At 72.9% G+C, this 16,487-nt stretch carries 16 protein-coding genes; 13 read left to right on the top strand and 3 right to left on the bottom strand.

Annotation, left to right across the window (positions count from 1 at the left end):
* Window positions 1-30 precede the first annotated feature (30 nt).
* Window positions 31-1,497: an aminomethyltransferase family protein gene (locus tag BD833_RS07010; protein WP_166532384.1), complete on the bottom strand. Its 1,467-nt coding sequence runs from the start codon at window positions 1,495-1,497 to the stop codon at window positions 31-33.
* A gap of 78 nt (window positions 1,498-1,575) precedes the next feature.
* On the bottom strand, window positions 1,576-2,976 hold the full coding sequence (gene ligM / locus BD833_RS07005; RefSeq protein WP_166532383.1) for a vanillate/3-O-methylgallate O-demethylase: 1,401 nt from the start codon (window positions 2,974-2,976) through the stop codon (window positions 1,576-1,578).
* Window positions 2,977-3,276: 300 nt separating this feature from the next.
* Here ligM and BD833_RS07000 point away from each other — a divergent pair, with 300 nt between their 5' ends.
* From BD833_RS07000 to BD833_RS06940, 13 genes are all read left to right on the top strand, one after another.
* The gene (locus BD833_RS07000; protein WP_166532382.1) at window positions 3,277-4,497 is read left to right on the top strand and encodes an MFS transporter; all 1,221 of its coding nucleotides are present in this window, start codon (window positions 3,277-3,279) and stop codon (window positions 4,495-4,497) included.
* 174 nt (window positions 4,498-4,671) lie between these two features.
* Entirely contained in the window at window positions 4,672-5,454 is a 783-nt protein-coding gene (locus BD833_RS06995; protein ID WP_166532381.1) for an ABC transporter ATP-binding protein, read from the top strand.
* Entirely contained in the window at window positions 5,441-6,151 is a 711-nt protein-coding gene (locus BD833_RS06990) for an ABC transporter ATP-binding protein (protein WP_166532380.1), read from the top strand. Before BD833_RS06995 ends, BD833_RS06990 begins: the two co-directional genes overlap by 14 nt.
* Window positions 6,152-6,153: 2 nt before the next feature.
* Window positions 6,154-7,035: a branched-chain amino acid ABC transporter permease gene (locus BD833_RS06985; RefSeq protein WP_166532379.1), complete on the top strand. Its 882-nt coding sequence runs from the start codon at window positions 6,154-6,156 to the stop codon at window positions 7,033-7,035.
* Window positions 7,035-8,162, top strand: coding sequence for a branched-chain amino acid ABC transporter permease (locus BD833_RS06980; protein WP_166532378.1), 1,128 nt, complete (start codon window positions 7,035-7,037; stop codon window positions 8,160-8,162). The genes BD833_RS06985 and BD833_RS06980 overlap by 1 nt, the downstream gene beginning before the upstream one ends.
* The gene (locus BD833_RS06975) at window positions 8,159-9,421 is read left to right on the top strand and encodes an ABC transporter substrate-binding protein (protein WP_166532377.1); all 1,263 of its coding nucleotides are present in this window, start codon (window positions 8,159-8,161) and stop codon (window positions 9,419-9,421) included. Before BD833_RS06980 ends, BD833_RS06975 begins: the two co-directional genes overlap by 4 nt.
* Window positions 9,422-9,544: 123 nt before the next feature.
* Window positions 9,545-10,231: a GntR family transcriptional regulator gene (locus BD833_RS06970; RefSeq protein ID WP_243737499.1), complete on the top strand. Its 687-nt coding sequence runs from the start codon at window positions 9,545-9,547 to the stop codon at window positions 10,229-10,231.
* A 54-nt stretch (window positions 10,232-10,285) separates the two neighbouring features.
* Window positions 10,286-10,939, top strand: coding sequence for a GntR family transcriptional regulator (locus BD833_RS06965; RefSeq protein ID WP_166532376.1), 654 nt, complete (start codon window positions 10,286-10,288; stop codon window positions 10,937-10,939).
* 19 nt (window positions 10,940-10,958) lie between these two features.
* The gene (locus BD833_RS06960) at window positions 10,959-11,663 is read left to right on the top strand and encodes a 4-carboxy-4-hydroxy-2-oxoadipate aldolase/oxaloacetate decarboxylase (RefSeq protein WP_166532375.1); all 705 of its coding nucleotides are present in this window, start codon (window positions 10,959-10,961) and stop codon (window positions 11,661-11,663) included.
* A gap of 70 nt (window positions 11,664-11,733) precedes the next feature.
* Complete coding sequence (locus BD833_RS06955; RefSeq protein ID WP_166532374.1) at window positions 11,734-12,831, top strand: 4-oxalomesaconate tautomerase; 1,098 nt, start codon at window positions 11,734-11,736, stop codon at window positions 12,829-12,831.
* Between the two features lie 61 nt (window positions 12,832-12,892).
* Window positions 12,893-13,885: a VOC family protein gene (locus tag BD833_RS06950; RefSeq protein WP_166532373.1), complete on the top strand. Its 993-nt coding sequence runs from the start codon at window positions 12,893-12,895 to the stop codon at window positions 13,883-13,885.
* Window positions 13,882-14,673 carry a DUF1932 domain-containing protein gene (locus tag BD833_RS06945; protein ID WP_166532372.1) on the top strand — a complete coding sequence of 264 codons (792 nt, stop codon included), beginning with the start codon at window positions 13,882-13,884 and terminating at the stop codon, window positions 14,671-14,673. The genes BD833_RS06950 and BD833_RS06945 overlap by 4 nt, the downstream gene beginning before the upstream one ends.
* Window positions 14,670-15,689, top strand: a complete 1,020-nt coding sequence (locus BD833_RS06940) for an amidohydrolase family protein (protein ID WP_166532371.1) — start codon at window positions 14,670-14,672, stop codon at window positions 15,687-15,689. The genes BD833_RS06945 and BD833_RS06940 overlap by 4 nt, the downstream gene beginning before the upstream one ends.
* Window positions 15,690-15,759: 70 nt before the next feature.
* Here the strand turns inward: BD833_RS06940 and BD833_RS06935 are convergent, their stop codons facing one another.
* A complete protein-coding gene (locus BD833_RS06935) occupies window positions 15,760-16,377 on the bottom strand; it encodes an antibiotic biosynthesis monooxygenase (RefSeq protein ID WP_166532370.1) in 618 nt (205 codons plus the stop codon).
* Window positions 16,378-16,487: the final 110 nt, after the last annotated feature.

Genomic DNA, 16,487 nt, shown 5'->3' with positions numbered 1-16,487 from the left:
TCAGCGGGTGCGGTGTCAGCGGGTGCGGTGTCAGCGGGTGCGGTAGCCCTCCCGGGCGAAGTCCACGAACGGGACGGGTGCGACGGTGGCCCGGATCTCGACCTGCACGTGCTCCTCGACGGCCGGCTTGCCGGACACCGGCTGCTCGCCCCACACGACGGTCACCTCGGTGCCCGGCTCGGCGTGCTCGTTCTCGACCGTGGCCAGGGAGACCATCACCCGCTCGTTGGCCAGGTAGCCGCAGTCCAGCGAGATCCCGACCTGACGCCCGTCCTTGAGGACCTTGTCCTCGTGGTGGGTGGCGTAGCGGGCCTTGGGCATCTCGATGTACTTGGCCCCGGGGCCGGGCCGGTACAGCGATCCGACGGCCGCGGCGACGTCCTCGGCGTTCCAGACGAGGGTCACCTTCGTCCGCGGCGGTGCCTCCGCCATCCGCTCGAGCGCGGCGCGGCCGATGAACTCGTGGTCGAAGCGGACGGTCTTGCCGTACCCGATGTCGAACGGCGTTAGGTAGTGGCCGCTGATGTCGGCCGGGTCGTGGCTGCCGCCGATGGAGCCGACCTTCGCGACGGGGAGCCACTCGCGGTACTCCTGCATGAGCGGGTCGTCGGAGAAGAGCGCGGCCATCGGCGCCGGCACCCACCCGGACTCCAGGTTGGCGGTCGAGTACGCCTTGGCCCCGACCCGGACCAGCCCGTGGTCCGCACCGGCGGTGAGCAGCGCCTGCAGCACGGCGTCGCCGTCCGCCCACGGCCCGAAGAGCTCGAAGCCGGGCTGCCCGGCCATGCCGTGCCGGAGGCCGCGGACGCGGCGGCCGGCGATGCCGAACTCCGCCATGTTGAAGAACTTCACGTCCGGGAGCGGCGCCCCGGTCACCTGCTCGACGAGGGCGGCGGCGGTCGGCCCCTGCAGCTCGTACCGGTAGAGCCTCGGCGGCCCGGCCGTGCGCACGGCGGAGTTGTCGTCGCGCTCCGCGGTCGCCCGGTAGCCGCCGCGCTCGAGGTGGAAGGTCACCCAGTCGATGACCATCGGGTGCCCGACCAGGTCGAACAGCTCGTCCTCGAGGTGGAAGAGGATGGCGTCACCGATCAGGAAGCCGTCGGGATCGACGGCGACGAACTGCTTGGCCTTGCCGACGCCGAAGCCGGCGAAGCTGTTGACGGCGACGTCGCCGAGCAGCCGCAGCGCGTCCGGCCCGGAGAGGAACAGGTCGGTCATGTGGTGCGACTGGTCGAGCAGGGCGCAGGTCTCGACCCACGAGCGCTGCTCGGAGCGCCAGTTGGTGAACTCCGGCCGCACCGGGAACGTGCTCGGCGGGGAGGGGAGGTTCCTGAGCAGCTCGGCCGGGCTACCGGCGCGGGCGAGGGCTGTGGCCAGGCTCTCCGAGGGCGTGGCCAGGCTCTCCGAGGACGTGGCCAGGCTCTCCGAGGACGTGGCCAGGCTCTCCGAGGACGTGGCCGGGCTCTCCGATGACAGGGCCGGGGATTCCGAGGACATGGGTGGTCGACCTTTCGGGTGCGGAGACGGCTGTGGCCGGACGCCGAGGTCTCGGCGTCCGGCCACAGCCGGGGTGGATCAGGCGTTGCCGACGGTGCGCCAGCCGCCCTGGTAGGTCTCCCGCGCCATCTTGGCGTAGGGGACGGGGCTCACGATGGCCCGGACCTCGAACTGCTCGTGCGGCTCGACCGTGGTCTTCTTGCTGCCGCCGTCGGGCTCACCCCACACCACGCGGACCTCGGCGCCGTGCGGGACGTCGGGGCTGACGGTGGCCAGGGAGAGCCCCTTCTGCTCGTTGGCCGAGATGCCGGTGAACATCGACACGCCGAGGTCGGTGCCGTCCGCATCGATGACCCGGTCGAAGTTCGACGACCCGTAGTTGGCGTTGGGCAGGTCGAAGAACTGGTACTTGGCGCCCTGCACCTGGGAGGCCAGCAGCGTGGCCAGGTCGTCGGAGTTCCACTCCAGGGTGACCTTGCGGCGCTGGGAGTCCTTGTCGAGGGCCTCGAGGGCGTCCCGGCCGACGAAGTCGTGGTCGAACTTCACGAACGAGCCGTACCCCAGCTCCCAGGGGTTGGTGTAGTAGTCCTCGATGTCGTCGGAGACGAAGCTGCCGGCGATGGCGTTGGTGGCCTCGTAGCTGTCGGCGCCCAGCCACTCGCGGTACGGGCGCATCTCCTCGCCGGTGTAGATGGCCGGGAGCGGGGAGGGGATCCAGCCGGACTCGAGGGTGTTGGTCGAGTAGGCGCGGGAGCCCACGGGCTCCATGCCGAACTCGCGGCCGGCCTCGAGGATGGCCTCGCGGATCCGGTCGTAGCTCTCGTAGGGGCCCCAGATCTCCAGGCCTGGTGCGCCGGCCATGCCGTGCCGCAGGGTGCGCACGCGCTCGCCGGCGATGGTCATCTCGCCCATGCGGAAGAACTTCAGCTGCTCGACCGTGCCGCCGTTGAGCTTCTCGATGATCTCCCAGGCGCGCGGGCCCTGGATCTGGAAGCGCCACAGGTCGCGGGTGACGGCCTTGCCGTACGGGCGCGAGGGCGACCGGGGGTCGTTGCGGATCTCGACGTCGTAGCCGCCGGTCTCGCCCTTGAACTGGAGCCAGTTGGCGCCCGGCGCGCGGCCGACGTAGACGTACTCCTCCTCGTCCAGGCGGAAGAGGATGCCGTCGCCGATGACGTTGCCGGCCGGGGTGACGGGGACGAACTGCTTGGCCATGTTCACCGGGAAGTTCGCCACGCTGTTGATGCCGGTGTCCGAGATCAGCTTGATCGCGTCCTTGCCGCGCATGAACAGGTTGAACATGTGGTGCGACTGGTCGAACAGCACGGCGGTCTCCTGCCACGCCTTCTGCTCACGCCGCCAGTTGGTGAACTCCGAGGGGACCACCGGGTAGATGTAGGCGCCGAGCTGGGAGTTGCGGAGGAGCCCGACGGTGTCGCCGGTCTGGTCGAGCAACTCCTGCAGGTTCTTGGCGGTCATGTTCTTCCGTTCTCGTCGGTTGTCACTCCTGCGGACCGGCGGAGCCGGCCCGTGGCCCGGTGGCGTGCCTTGCCAGTGGCCCGCGCCACAACGTCGGAAGCAGCGTAGAGCCGGGGCTGTGTCCCAGCACACGGCCATCCGTCACCTTGCGGCGGCCGTTCCGGCCGCCCGGCGTGCGTCGGATGACCAGCCGGCTCGGTCATTTGACGTATTCACCGGCCGATGTGCCGTTGCGGGGGCGACGACGGCGTCCGGATCGGTGACAGTGGCCCGGTCCGGACCACGGGAGGAGCACAGGCGATGGCGCGACGGCCGGTCGGCGCGGGCCCGCGCCCCCCGGCCCCGGTCCTCCCCGGCGCGACGTCGTGGGGCGCCGTGGCCGCCCTCATGGGCGCCGGGGTGGTCGCCGCCGCCCAGATCGGCGGCGCGGCGGCCGCCCTGCCGGTCCTCCAGGACGAGTTCGGGCTGAGCGCCACCACCGCCGCCTGGTACCTCTCGACGGTGAGCGCCCTGAGCGCCCTCGGCGGCGTCCTGCTCGGCTGGCTCGGCCAGACGCTGGGCTTCGGCCGCCAGATCCGGCTCGGGCTGCTCGCGATCGTCGTCGCCGACCTGGGCGGGGCGCTGGTCGACACCCTCCCGGGGCTGCTGGCCGCGCGGGTGGGGGAGGGGCTCGGGCTGGTGATGGTCATCCTCGCGGCCCCGCCCCTGCTCGCCGAGGTGTCCACCCCGGCGCACCGGCGGCTGGTCGCCGGCACGTGGGGGGCCTACATGCCGGTGGGCTCGGGCCTGGCGGCGCTGCTCGTCCCGGTCGCGATCGGGCTGGTGGGCTGGCGGGGGGCCTCGGTGGCCGATGCCTGCCTGGCCGCCGGCGTCCTCCTGGTGGTCCTGCGCCGGGTGCCCTCCACCGCGGTGCGCGGGCCGGCGTCGCTCGGCGGGCTGCTCGGCGCCTTCCGCTCGCCGACGGTCGTGGTCATCGCCGTCGTCTTCGGGCTGTACGCCGCCCAGTACCTGGCCGTGGTCGGGCTCTTCCCGGCCGCCCTGGTCGCCGGCGAAGGGCTGACCGTCGCGGCCGCCGGGCTGGTGGGCGCCGTGGTCTTCCTGGTGAACGCGCCGGCCAACGTCCTGGGCGCCTACCTCCTGCACCGGGGCGCCCCGCTGCGGTGGGTGGTCGGAACCGGGTGCGCCGGCATGGCGGGCACCGTGTGGGGAGTGCTGGACCCGGCGCTCCCGGTGTCCGCGCGGGTGGCGTCGGCGATCGCCTTCTCGTTCGTCGCCGGGCTGGTGCCCGCCGCCCTCTTCGCCGCCCTCGCCGCGGTGTCGGCGGGCACCGGCTCGGCCGGCGCGGCCATCGGCCTGGTCACGCAGGGCTCCGGCGTGGGGCAGCTGCTCGGGCCGCCGCTGGTGGTCGCGGTGGGTGCGGCCGCCGCTCCCGGGGCGGCCCAGGCGGCCGTGCTCGTGTGCCTCGCCGCGCTCGTCGCGGTCGGCGCCGGAGTGCTGCCCCGTGGCGGGCGGGCCGCCTGATGCGGGGCCGGCGGGTGGGCGACGGGCGGGGGACCGGAGGGTTCCGGAGACCGCTGGTGACGTCCCGGCAACTTTCCCGCCAAAATCGTTGTCAATCCCAGGTGCGATCCGTAGGTTCCGGGCGGACCGACGTCGGTGACCCACGCAACACCCGAACGGTGGGAGAAGTGCTCCATGGCGGCTGAGCTGGCGCTGCAGGACGTGAACCTGCAGTTTGGCGGCATCAAGGTCCTGCAAGACGTGAGCTTCACGGTCGAGCCGGGCCAGATCTTCGGGCTGGTCGGGCCCAACGGGGCCGGCAAGACCTCGCTGTTCAACTGCATCAGCGGGCACTACAAGCCGACCTCTGGAAGCGTGCGGATCGACGGGACCGAGGTGCAGGGGGCGCGGCCGGCGACGCTGGCCCGCCACGGCCTGGCCCGGACGTTCCAGCACCCGGCGCTGCAGCTGCACGCGACCGTGCTCGAGAACGTGCTGCTCGGTGCGCACTCGCGCCTCCCCGGTGGAGCGCTGGAATGGGCGTTGCGGCTGCCGCGCACCCGGCGTGCGGAGAAGGCGCTGCGCGCCGAGGCGCTCGACCTCCTGGAGCGCAACGGCCTCGGCTGGGCCGCGCACCTGCCGGCCGACGAGCTCTCGCACGGGCTGCACAAGGGCGTGGAGCTCTGCCGCGCGCTGCTCATGAAGCCGAAGCTGCTGCTCCTCGACGAGCCCGCCGCCGGCCTGCCGCACAGCGAGGTCGAGACGCTGATCGCGACCGTGCGGCGGCTGCGCGCCGAGGACGACATCACCGTCGTCGTCGTCGAGCACCACATGGGCCTCATCGCGGCCCTCACCGACCGCGTCGTCGTGCTCGACCACGGCGCCAAGCTCATGGAGGGGACGGCCGCCGAGGCGCAGTCCGACCCCCGGGTCATCGAGGCCTACATCGGAAAGGACGCGGCGGATGACGCTGCTTGAGCTCGAGGACGTCACCGCGTCCTACGGACCCGTGCAGGTGCTGGACGGTGTCTCGCTGAGCGTTCCCGACAACGGGGCCTTCGGCATCCTCGGCGCGAACGGCGCCGGCAAGACGACCACGCTGCGCGCGATCAGCGGTGCCGTCCGCACCAGCGGCCGGATCGTCTTCGACGGCAAGGACATCAGCGGGCTGCGCCCCGACCAGGTCGCGGCGCTGGGGATCGCCCACGTCCCGGAGGGGCGCGGTTCGTTCGGTGACCTCACCGTCCGCGAGAACCTGCGGGTCGGCGCCTACCTGCGCAAGGACCGCAAGGGCATCGACGAGGACATCGACTACTGCCTGGACCTCTTCCCGAACCTGCAGGACCGGATCAGGTCGAACGCCTCGGCCCTGTCCGGCGGTGAGCAGCAGATGCTCGCGGTGGCCCGGGCGATCATGAGCAAGCCGCGGATGCTGCTCCTGGACGAGGCCTCGCTCGGCCTGGCGCCGAGCACCGCGAAGAACGTCTACGACGCGATCCGGCGGCTGCGCGACGAGTCCGGCATCGCCATGGTCGTGGTCGAGCAGAACGCCAATCTCGCCTTCACCGTCGTCGACAGCGCGACTGTCCTGGAGACCGGGCGGAGCGTGCTCACCGGCACGTCCGCCGAGCTCAAGGGCATGGACGAGATCCGTCGCGCGTACCTGGGAGGCTGATCATGGAGAAATTCGTCCAACTCGTCGTCGACGGACTGTCCACCGGCTCGGTCTACGCCGCGCTGGCGCTGGCGATCGTGCTCGTCCACTCGGCGACCGGCCTGGTCAACTTCGCGCAGGGCGGCATGGCGGTGCTGGCCGCCTACGTCGCCTGGGTGCTGACGAACCAGGGCGTGCCGCTCATCCTGGCCATCCTCGCGTCGATCATCTTCTCCTTCCTGCTCGGCGCGGTGCTCGAGCGGTTCCTGATGCGGCGGTTCGAGCGTGGCGACCCCGACACCGCCGTCGTCGTCACGATCGGTCTGCTGACCCTGATCACCGGCATCGCCGGCTGGCTGTGGGGATACAACAACCAGCAGTTCCCGTCGCTCTTCCCGCTGGACACGGTCTCGGTCCTGGGCGTCTCGGTCAGCATCCGCTCGCTCGGGACCACGCTGGTGATCGTCGTGGCGATGGTCGCGATGCAGGCGCTCTTCGCCGGCACGAAGCTGGGCCTGGCGCTGCGGGCCGTGGCGATCAACCCCCAGTCCGCGGGGTACTCCGGGCTCCCCGTCGAACGCCTCCTCATGGTCGGCTGGGGCCTCGCCGCGGTGCTCGGGGCCGTCGCCGGCGCGCTCGTCGCGCCGCAGCTCACCCTGACGCCCGGCATGCTCGACAGCGCCCTCGTGTACGCGCTGGCCGCCGTCATCCTCGGCGGGCTCACGAGCCCGGTCGGCGTCGTCGTCGCGGCGTGGTTGATCGGTGTCCTGGAGAACCTGGCCGCGGTGTACGTCGGCTTCATCGGCTTCGACCTGAAGGTCGCGGTGCCGTTCATCCTCATCTTCGTCGTGCTCATCGTCCGACCCCAGGGCCTGTTCGGCCGGAAGACCGTGGTGCGTGTGTGATGGCCTCCTCCTCGAAGACGTCCGCACCGACGACGCCCGCCCCGGCGTCGTCCGCCGCCGCGTCGTCGGCCTCGTCGTTCCGGCAGCGCCCGTGGGTGCGCTGGGGGGCTCCGCTGCTGCTCGTGGTCGGGCTCGCCGTCCTGCCGCTCGTGATGACCGAGTCCGCCAACGACACGCTCGCCCGCATCGGCGTCTTCGCCGTCGCCGTGCTGGGGCTCAACGTGGTGATGGGCTACACCGGGCAGGTCTCGCTCGGCCAGATCTTCTTCCTCGGGCTCGGCGCCTACGTCACCGCGTACGGCGTCCAGAGCGGGTGGAACATCGGCCTGGTCTTCGTGCTCACCTGCTTCATCCCCGCCGTCGTGGGACTGCTCGTGGCACTGGCCGCCGCACGCCTGGGTGGGCTCGCGATCGCGATGGTCACCATCGCGCTGCCCATCGTCGGGGTGCCGCTGGCGAAGCGGTTGAGCGAGTTCACCGGCGGCTCGCAGGGCCTGTCCGCGCGCTTCGTCGCGGCGCCGGAGGGGAGCGGGCTCTACGACGACCAGTGGCAGCTCTACATCGTGCTGGTCATCGGCGGGATCGTGTTCCTGCTGACGTACTTCCTCGTCCGCGGCAAGTACGGCCGGGCCTTCGCGATCGTCAAGGGCAACGAGAACGTGGCCTCGTCCATGGGCATCTCGCCCTACCGCTACAAGGTGCTGGCCTTCACCATCGCGTCGCTCATCGGCGGTGTGAGCGGCTTCCTGTACATGGTCGTCGTCCAGTACACGTCGCCGGAGACCATGAGCTTCGGGCACTCGATCGAGCTGCTCGTCGCGATGGTGATCGGCGGCGCCGGCAGCATTGTCGGCTCGCTCCTGGGCGGCGTGTTCTACGTGGTGGTCCCCGACATCACGAACGCCATCGACCCGAGCCTGACGGCGCTGCTGCAGGGCGCGCTGCTGCTGGCCGTGCTGTTCGTCCTGCCCGGTGGCCTCGTGTCGCTACCCCGCGCGGTCATGCGCGGGCTGCGGCGCTCTTCCACCGGTCGCGGCTCCGCCGCACCACCGACCACTCCGTCATCGACCTCCGGGTCGGGCACCGCGGCGGAGCCAACCGAGACAGAAAGGCAAGGTTCCGCATGAACAGGCACTTCGGATCGCGTCAGGCGGTCGGCATCGCCGCGGTGTCGGCGCTCGCGCTGACGCTCACCGCGTGCGGCGGCGGGCGGGACAGCGGGCGCAGCGGCGACGCCGCGGAGGGGGCACCCAGCCCTGGCATCACCGACGACTCGGTCACGCTCGGCATCACCACCCCGCTCAGCGGTGCCACGGCGGGCCCGGGCACCTGCACGGTCGCCGGCGTCACCGCGTACTTCGGCATGAAGAACGCCGAGGGCGGCGTCGAGTTCGGCGACGGGCAGACCCGCACCGTCGAGATCGAGGCGCTCGACGACACGTACGACCCGCAGCAGGCGGCGGCGAACTACGACTCGCTCAAGGACGACGTCTTCGCGATGACCGCGGGGCTGGGCACGCCGACGAACCGCGCCTGGCGCGAAGCGGCGATCGCCGACGAGGTGCCGCAGGCCCTGATCATGACCGGCGACCCGCTGTTCAGCGACACCGAGGAGAGCCCCTGGCAGCTCGGCTTCGTGCCGATCTACCAGAACGAGGGCGAGGCGTTCGGCGAGCTGCTCGCGTCGTCGAGCGAGGAGCACCGGGTCGCGATCCTGTCGCAGAACGACGACTTCGGTGCCGGCTACGTCGAGGGCTTCAAGTCCGCCGTCGAGGGTGCGGACAACATCGAGATCGTCGAGGAACTCACCTACGAGGCGACCGACACGTCCGTCGACGCGCAGATCACCCAGCTCGCCGCCAGCGACGCCGACGTCTTCTTCAACGCGATGTCGGTGACCCCGCTGGTGATCTCGGCGCTGCAGCAGGCACAGCAGCTGAACTGGCTGCCCAACTGGTTCCTGCCCTCGAACACCTCGAGCCCGGGGGCGATCCTCCAGCCCGGCGGCGCTGATGCGTTCCCCGGCATCTACTCCGTGTCGTTCTCCAAGGCGCCGCAGAGCCCCGCCTTCGCCGAGGACGAGGACGTGCAGACGTACCTCTCCGCCCTCGCGGAGTACGGCAACTACCCGGACCCGCCGGCGTTCCCGCACTGCCAGTGGAGCTGGATGGTCGGCGCGACGCTCGAGCAGGCCTTCATGGAGATGGAGGAGCCGACCCGGGACAGCTTCATGGAGGCGCTGCGCTCGATCGAGGACTTCCAGGCACCGCTCATGCTGGAGGGCACGGCGGTGACCACCAGCGAGGATGGCCAGCCCGCGGTGTCGACGCTGAACGTGCAGAAGTACAACGGCACGGGCTACGACACGGTCGAGTCCTTCGAGTGATCCCCGCCTGACGCGTGAGGGGCGGCCCGTCCCCGGACGGGCCGTCCCTTCGCACGTCGTCCGCACCGCTCCCTGCGAGGTCCCCGTTCCCGTGTCCGAAGCCGCGCTGCACCGGTGGTGCCGGTGATCCCGGACGACGGGCACCTCCTGAGCGGGGTGCGCGCCCGGCGGCTCGCCGAGGAGCGGCTGCGGGAGGAGATCACGCGGGGCGTCGTCGTCCCCGGGCAGCGGCTGGTGGAGCCGGAGCTGGCGGAGCGGTACGGCGTCACCCGCAACAGCGCCCGGCTGGCCCTCGACGCGCTGATCGGCGAGGGCCTGGTCGAGCGGATCCCCAATCGCGGCGCCCGCGTCCGCGTCGTGCCGACGTCCGAGGTGGTGGCGATCCTCGAGTGCCGCCAGGTGCTCGACGGGATGCTCGCCCGCCAGGCGGCGCAGCACGCGACCGCCGGCGACCTCGCGGGCCTGCGCGAGAACCTCGCGCGGATGGGGCGGGCCGTGGCCGACCGGGAGCTGCTCGAGTTCGCGACCCTCGTCCAGGAGCACTCCCGGTTGCTGACGGCGGCCGCGCGGCACCCCTTGGCCGCCTCGCTGGTCGACCGCCTGGCGGGTCAGGTGGCCCGGCACCACTTCCAGCTGCTGCTGCTGCGGCCGGGGCGGGCCCAGGCGCAGCTCACGGAGCTGACGAGGGTGGTCGAGGCCCTCGCCGAGGGCGCCGCCGACGCCGCCGAATCGGCCGCGCGGGCCCACCTGCAGGCCGTCGTCGGCGCCCTGCTCGGGCCGCCCGCCGGAGAGCCGCCGCCCGGCCCCTGACGATTGCCCACAGGATCGTTGGCAATCCTCCCCGCATGGGTTAGCGTGCCGGGCATGGCGTCCCCGGCTCAGGACTCGGCGGAGCAGGTACTGCGCGTCGCGATCTCCCGCGGTGACATGCCCCCGGGATACCGGCTGGTCGAGGCCGAGCTGGTCGCCCTCACGGGGGTCAGCCGCAGCGCCGTCCGGCTGGCGATCGACGCGCTGGCCGTGGAGGGCCTCGTCGAGCGGATCCAGAACAAGGGCGCCCGGGTGCGGGTCGTCTCCACCGAGGAGGCCGTCGCCATCACCGAGTGCCGGGAGCCCCTCGAAGGGCTGCTGGCGCGGAAGGCCGCGGAACGGCGGACCGCCGAGGAGGCGGAGCGGCTGCAGGCCCACCTGCGGGTCATGGCCTGCGCGGTGCACGAGGGCGACCTGGTCCGGTACTCCGAGCTCATCCAGGAGGTGCACGGGCTGATCCGCGACGCCGCCCACCACCCGGTCGCCGCCGGCCTGGTGCAGCGGCTGCAGGCCCAGCTCGTCCGCCACCAGTTCCGGCTCTCGCTGCGGCCGGGCCGGCCCAGGGTCAGCCTCGCCGAGTTCACCGCCCTCGTCGACGCCGTCGTCGCGGGCGACGCCGACCGCGCCGAGGAGGCCGCCCGCGCCCACATGCGCAGCGTCGTCGCGGCGCTGGCGGAGACCGTCTCCGACACCGGAGCCACCGCATGAGGGACAACGGAGGTACCGCATGAGGAACGTCGTCGTCACCGATCCGCCGCGCGCCGACGCGGGCGACGCCGCCCGGCTGGGCGGGTTCGGCGTCGCCACCGTCCACGAGGCCCTGGGCCGGGTGGGCTTCCTGGGCCCGGAGCTGCGGCCGGCGTGGCCGGGTGCCCGGATCGGCGGCACGGCGGTCACCGCGCTGTGCTGGCCGGGGGACAATCTCATGATCCACGTCGCCGTGGAGCAGTGCCGCCCCGGTGACGTGCTGGTGGTGGCCACCACCTCGCCGTCCACCGACGGGCTGTTCGGCGAGCTGTTCGCCACGGCGCTGGCCCAGCGCGGCGTGCGCGGTGTGGTCCTGGGCTGCGGCGTCCGCGACGTCGCCGAGCTGCGCGGGATGGGCTTCCCCGCCTGGTCGCGGGCGGTCAGCGCGCAGGGCACCGTCAAGGCGACCGCCGGTGCGGTGAACGTGCCGGTCGTGCTGGGCGGCCAGACCGTCCGGCCCGGCGACGTCGTCGTGGCCGACGACGACGGGGTGCTCGTGGTCCCGCGGGCCGACGTGCCCCGCGCGCTGACCGCGGCGCAGGCCCGGGTGGACAAGGAGGACGCCACCCGGGCGGCCTTCCAGCAGGGCGAGCTCGGGCTCGACCGGTACGGCCTCCGCGACAAGCTGGCCGGCTTCGGCATCGAGTACCTGAGCTCCGCGGAGTACGCGGCGGGGGAGCCGTGAGCGAGCTCGCGAGCTCACCAGGGGCACAGCAGCCCGCGAACGCGGCCGACGAGCGCAGCGAGGAGGACTCGTGAGCTACGACGACGCGGGGGTCCGCTGCACCATGCTGCGCGGCGGCACCTCGCGCGGGCTGTTCTTCGAGGCCGGCGACCTGCCGGCGGACCCGGCGGAGCGCGACGACCTGCTGCTCCGGCTGATGGGCACCCCCGACCCGCGGCAGATCGACGGCCTGGGCGGCGCCACCTCCCTCACGAGCAAGGTGGCGGTCGTCTCGCCGTCCGACGCCCCCGAGGCCGACGTCGACTACCTCTTCCTGCAGCTGGGCGTCGACCAGCCGACGGTCAGCGACACGCAGAACTGCGGCAACATCCTCGCCGGCGTGGGCCCCTTCGCCGTCGAGCGCGGCCTGGTCGCGGCGGCCGACGGCGAGACCAGCGTGCGGATCCGGATGGTCAACTCCGACAGCGTCGCGGTCGCGACGTTCCCGACGCCCGGGGGCCGGCCCGAGTACCGCGGCGACGTCGAGATCGCCGGCGTGCCCGGGACGGCGGCGCCCGTGGTGCTCGCCTTCACCGACACGGAGGGGTCGGCGACCGGCAGCCTGCTGCCCACCGGGAACGTGCGGGACACCGTCGAGGGGGTCGAGGTGACCTGCGTCGACAACGGCATGCCGGTCGTGCTGGTGCTCGCCGAGTCCTTCGGGCTCACCGGCTCCGAGCCGCACGAGCAGCTGGCCGCCGACACCGCCCTGCTGGAGCGGGTCGACGCCTTCCGCCGCAAGGCCGCCGAGCTGATGGGCATGGGCGACGTCTCGACGGCCTCGGTGCCCAAGACGGTGCTGCTCTCCGCGCCGCGGGACGGCGGCCAGGTCTGCACCCGGTCGTTCATCCCGGTCACCCCGCACACCTCGATCGGCGTGCTCGGGGCCGTCAGCGTCGTCACCGGGATGCTGCTGCCCGGCGCCGTCGGGCACGAGCTCACCGCCGACTGGCCCGCCGGGACCTCCCGGGTCGACGTCGAGCACCCGACCGGGCACCTGATGGTCGACGTCGTCGTCGACGGGTCCACCTCGCCGCCGCGGGTGGTCCGCTCCGGCGTCGTCCGCACCGCCCGCAAGCTCTTCGACGGCCTCGCGTTCCCGCGGGATCGAGCCCTCCCGCGCGGCTGAGCCCTCCCGCGGGGCCGAGCCTTCCCCCGCTCCGCCACCACCCCCACCTGAGGAGACCCCCGTGCCGCCGCTGCACGACATCGCGCACCTCGCCCACGTCGAGCTGCTCACCCACAAGCCCGAGGAGAGCCTGGACTTCTTCGTCCGGTACCTCGGTCTGACCGAGAACGGCTCCGAGGGCGACTCGGTCTTCCTGCGCGCCTGGGACGACTACGAGAACACCACGATCAAGCTGACCGCCGCGAAGCGGCCGGGGGTGGGCCGCACCAACTTCCGGGCCAGCAGCCCCGAGGCGCTGCAGCGCCGGGTCGCGGCCATCGAGGCGACCGGGCTCGGGAAGGGCTGGCAGGACGGCGATCCCGGCTACGGCCCCGTCTACGTCTTCACCGACCCCGACGGCCACGAGATGGGCGTGTACTACGAGACCGAGTGGTATCGCGCGGAGGGGGACCTGAAGCCGGCGCTGAAGAACCAGGCGCAGGCCTATCCGGGGCGCGGGGTGAGCGTGCGCCGGATCGACCACATCAACTACCTCGGGGTCGACCCGGTCGCCAACCGGGACTTCGCCGTCGACGTGCTCGGCGGGATGATCACCGAGCAGATCGTCCTCGACGACGGCGTCGCCGGGAGCTGGACGACGTTCACCAACAAGGGCTACGACGCGGTGTGGACCCGGGACAACACCGGTACCTCCGGGCGGCTGCACCACCTGTCGTTCGCCGTGGACAGCCGCGACGACATCATCCGGGCCGCCGACCTGGCGCTCGAGCACGGCATCCACATCGAGACCGGCCCGCACAAGCACACGATCCAGCAGAGCTTCTTCCTCTACGTCTGGGAGCCCGCCGGCAACCGGATCGAGCTGGACAACCCCGCCGCCCGGCTGGTCCTCGCCCCCGACTGGCAGCCGATCGACTGGAACGCCGAGGAGCGGGCCAAGGGCCAGGCCTGGGGTCTGCAGACCATCTCCACCTTCCACACCCACGGCACCCCTCCGGTCGAGCCGGAGCGGGAGGAGACGCCGGAGACCGACCCGGAGGGGAAGGCCTGGTGAGCGCGGTCCTCGTGCCCATCGCGGTGCTCGGGCTCGGCGAGGCCGGCTCGGCGATCGCGCGCGACCTGGTCGCCGCCGGCGCCGACGTCCGCGGCTACGACCCCAAGGGCATCGTCGTCGACGGCGTGCAGTCGCGGGGGAGCGAGGCCGAGGCGGTCGCCGACGCCGGCCTCGTACTCAGCCTCAACAGCTCCCACGACGCCTCCGTCGCGCTGGAGAACGCCCTCCCGGCGCTGCGACCGGGCACCCTGTGGGCCGAGTGCAACACCGCCTCGCCCGGGCTCAAGGCCCGGCTCGCCGAGCGGGCCGCCGCCGGGGGGGTGCCCGTCGTGGACGTGGCGCTGATGGGCGTCGTCCCGGGCAGCGGGGTGCGCACCCCGATGCTGGTCTCCGGGGAGGGGGCGCAGCGGTACGCCGAGCTGCTGGGGGCGTTCGGCGGGGAGGTCACCGTCCAGGAGGGCCCGGCGGGGGCGGCGATCTCCCGGAAGCTGCTGCGCAGCGTCTTCTGGAAGGGGCTGGCGGCCGCGGTGGTCGAGGCCCTGGAGGGGGCGGAGGCGGCCGGCTGCGGCGACTGGCTGCGCGGCAACATCGCCGCCGAGCTGGCGGCCTTCGACGAGCACACCGTCGACCGGCTGGTGGACGGCAGCCACGCGCACGCCCGCCGCCGCACCGACGAGATGGCCGCGGCCGCCGAGCAGCTCACCGAGCTCGGGGTCGCGCCGCGGATCGCGACGGCGGCCCGCGACCTGCTCGCCCAGCTGCGCGACGCCCAGGGGGGAGCGGCGTGATCATCGACTGCCACGGGCACTACACCACCGCCCCGGCAGCGCACACCGCCTGGCGGGAGCAGCAGGTGTCGGCGTGGCAGGCCGGGGCCACGCCGCCGGCCTACCCCTCGATCACCGACGACGAGATCCGGGAGACCATCGAGGGCAGCCAGCTGCGGCTCATGGACGAGCGGGGGATCGACCTGACCCTGTTCTCCCCGCGGGCCTCGGCGATGGCGCACCACGTGGGCGACGCCGCGGTGAGCCTGGAGTGGGCCCGCCGCTGCAACGACCTGATCCACCGGGTGACGCAGCTGTTCCCCGACCGGTTCGCCGGGGTCTGCCAGCTCCCGCAGTTCCCGGGGGCCGACCTCGCCGCGTCGGAGGCCGAGCTGCGCCGGTGCGTCGAGGAGCTGGGGTTCGTGGGGTGCAACCTCAACCCCGACCCCAGCGGGGGGTTCTGGACGTCGCCACCGCTGACCGACCGCAGCTGGTACCCGTTCTACGAGGCGATGGTGGAGCTCGACGTGCCCGCCATGGTGCACGTGTCCGCCTCGGCGACCCCGGCCTTCCACGCGACCGGCGCCTACTACATCAACGCCGACACCACGGCGTTCATGCAGCTCCTGCAGGGCTCCCTGTTCACCGACCTGCCCGGCCTGCGGCTGGTCGTCCCGCACGGCGGGGGAGCGGTGCCGTACCACTGGGGGCGCTACCGGGGGCTCGCCGACATGCTCGGGCAGCCGCCGGTCGAGGCCAACGTCATGGGCAACGTCTTCTTCGACACCTGCGTCTACCACCAGCCCGGCATCGACCTCCTGCTCGACGTGGTCGACATCCCGAACATCCTGTTCGGCTCGGAGATGGTGGGGGCGGTGCGCGGCATCGACGAGCGGACCGGCCACCACTACGACGACACCCGCCGCTACGTCGAGGCGGCGTTCGCCAGGGGGGCGCTGGACGACGCGGCGCGGGCCGCGGTCTTCGAGGGCAACGTCCGGCGGGTCTACCCGCGCCTCGCCGCGACCCGGGGCTGATCACCGGCGCTTGACCACCGGCACCCGACCACCGGTCCCGGGGCGGCCGCCCCGGGACCGGGCCGGGGGCTCAGAGCGTCTCGGGCACGCGGAGGTGGGCGATCGCCACCTCCAGCTCGGCGGTGGCCACCGTCTCGATCCCCATGGACGGCGCGAACTCCTCCCGGAACTCCCGGGCACCCTCGGCCGCCCGGTCGAGCTGCTCGCGGCTGTCGTAGGACACCGCGGCCACGGTCAGCCCGTCGGCGCGGCGCACCATGGCGCTGACGCTGCAGAAACCCGGCAGGTCGTCGAGCTTGGGCATCAGCGACAGCCGGACGGCGTCCACCGCGCGGCCGACGGCGTCCGGCGCGGTGCGCAGCCAGGTGACCCGCGACCACGACCCCTGGGCCTCGTCCACCCGGTGCATCGCCGCGATCTCCCACTGCTCCAGCTCCGGCCGGCCGCCGAGGATTGCGGCCGTGCGCTCCGCCGACGCCCGCACGTGCGCCTCGCTCGCGCGCATAGCCGCCTCGTCCCGCCAGGACGTGGTGACGATGCAGCGGCCGGTGCCCCGGTCGACCAGCATGGACAGGCCGACACAGCCGTCCACCCGCTCCAGGGTCGGCATGGCGTCGTCCCGCACGTGGGCGACCGCCTCCTCCACCGAGCGGGGGTCGCCCGTGATGGTGGTCGATCGGGCATGCATCTGGGCCACTGGTCCTCCGAGTGCCGGCGGGGGAGGCGCCGCCTGCGGCGGCGCCGTCCGGGCCAGGCTGCCCGGGTCGCGCCGGTACCGGCAAGCCCGGACGGCGCCCG

It is taken from the genome of Blastococcus xanthinilyticus, from assembly GCF_008124835.1.
Classification (GTDB): Bacteria; Actinomycetota; Actinomycetes; order Mycobacteriales; family Geodermatophilaceae; genus Blastococcus; species Blastococcus xanthinilyticus.
This window is presented reverse-complemented; position numbering and strand designations above follow the sequence as displayed.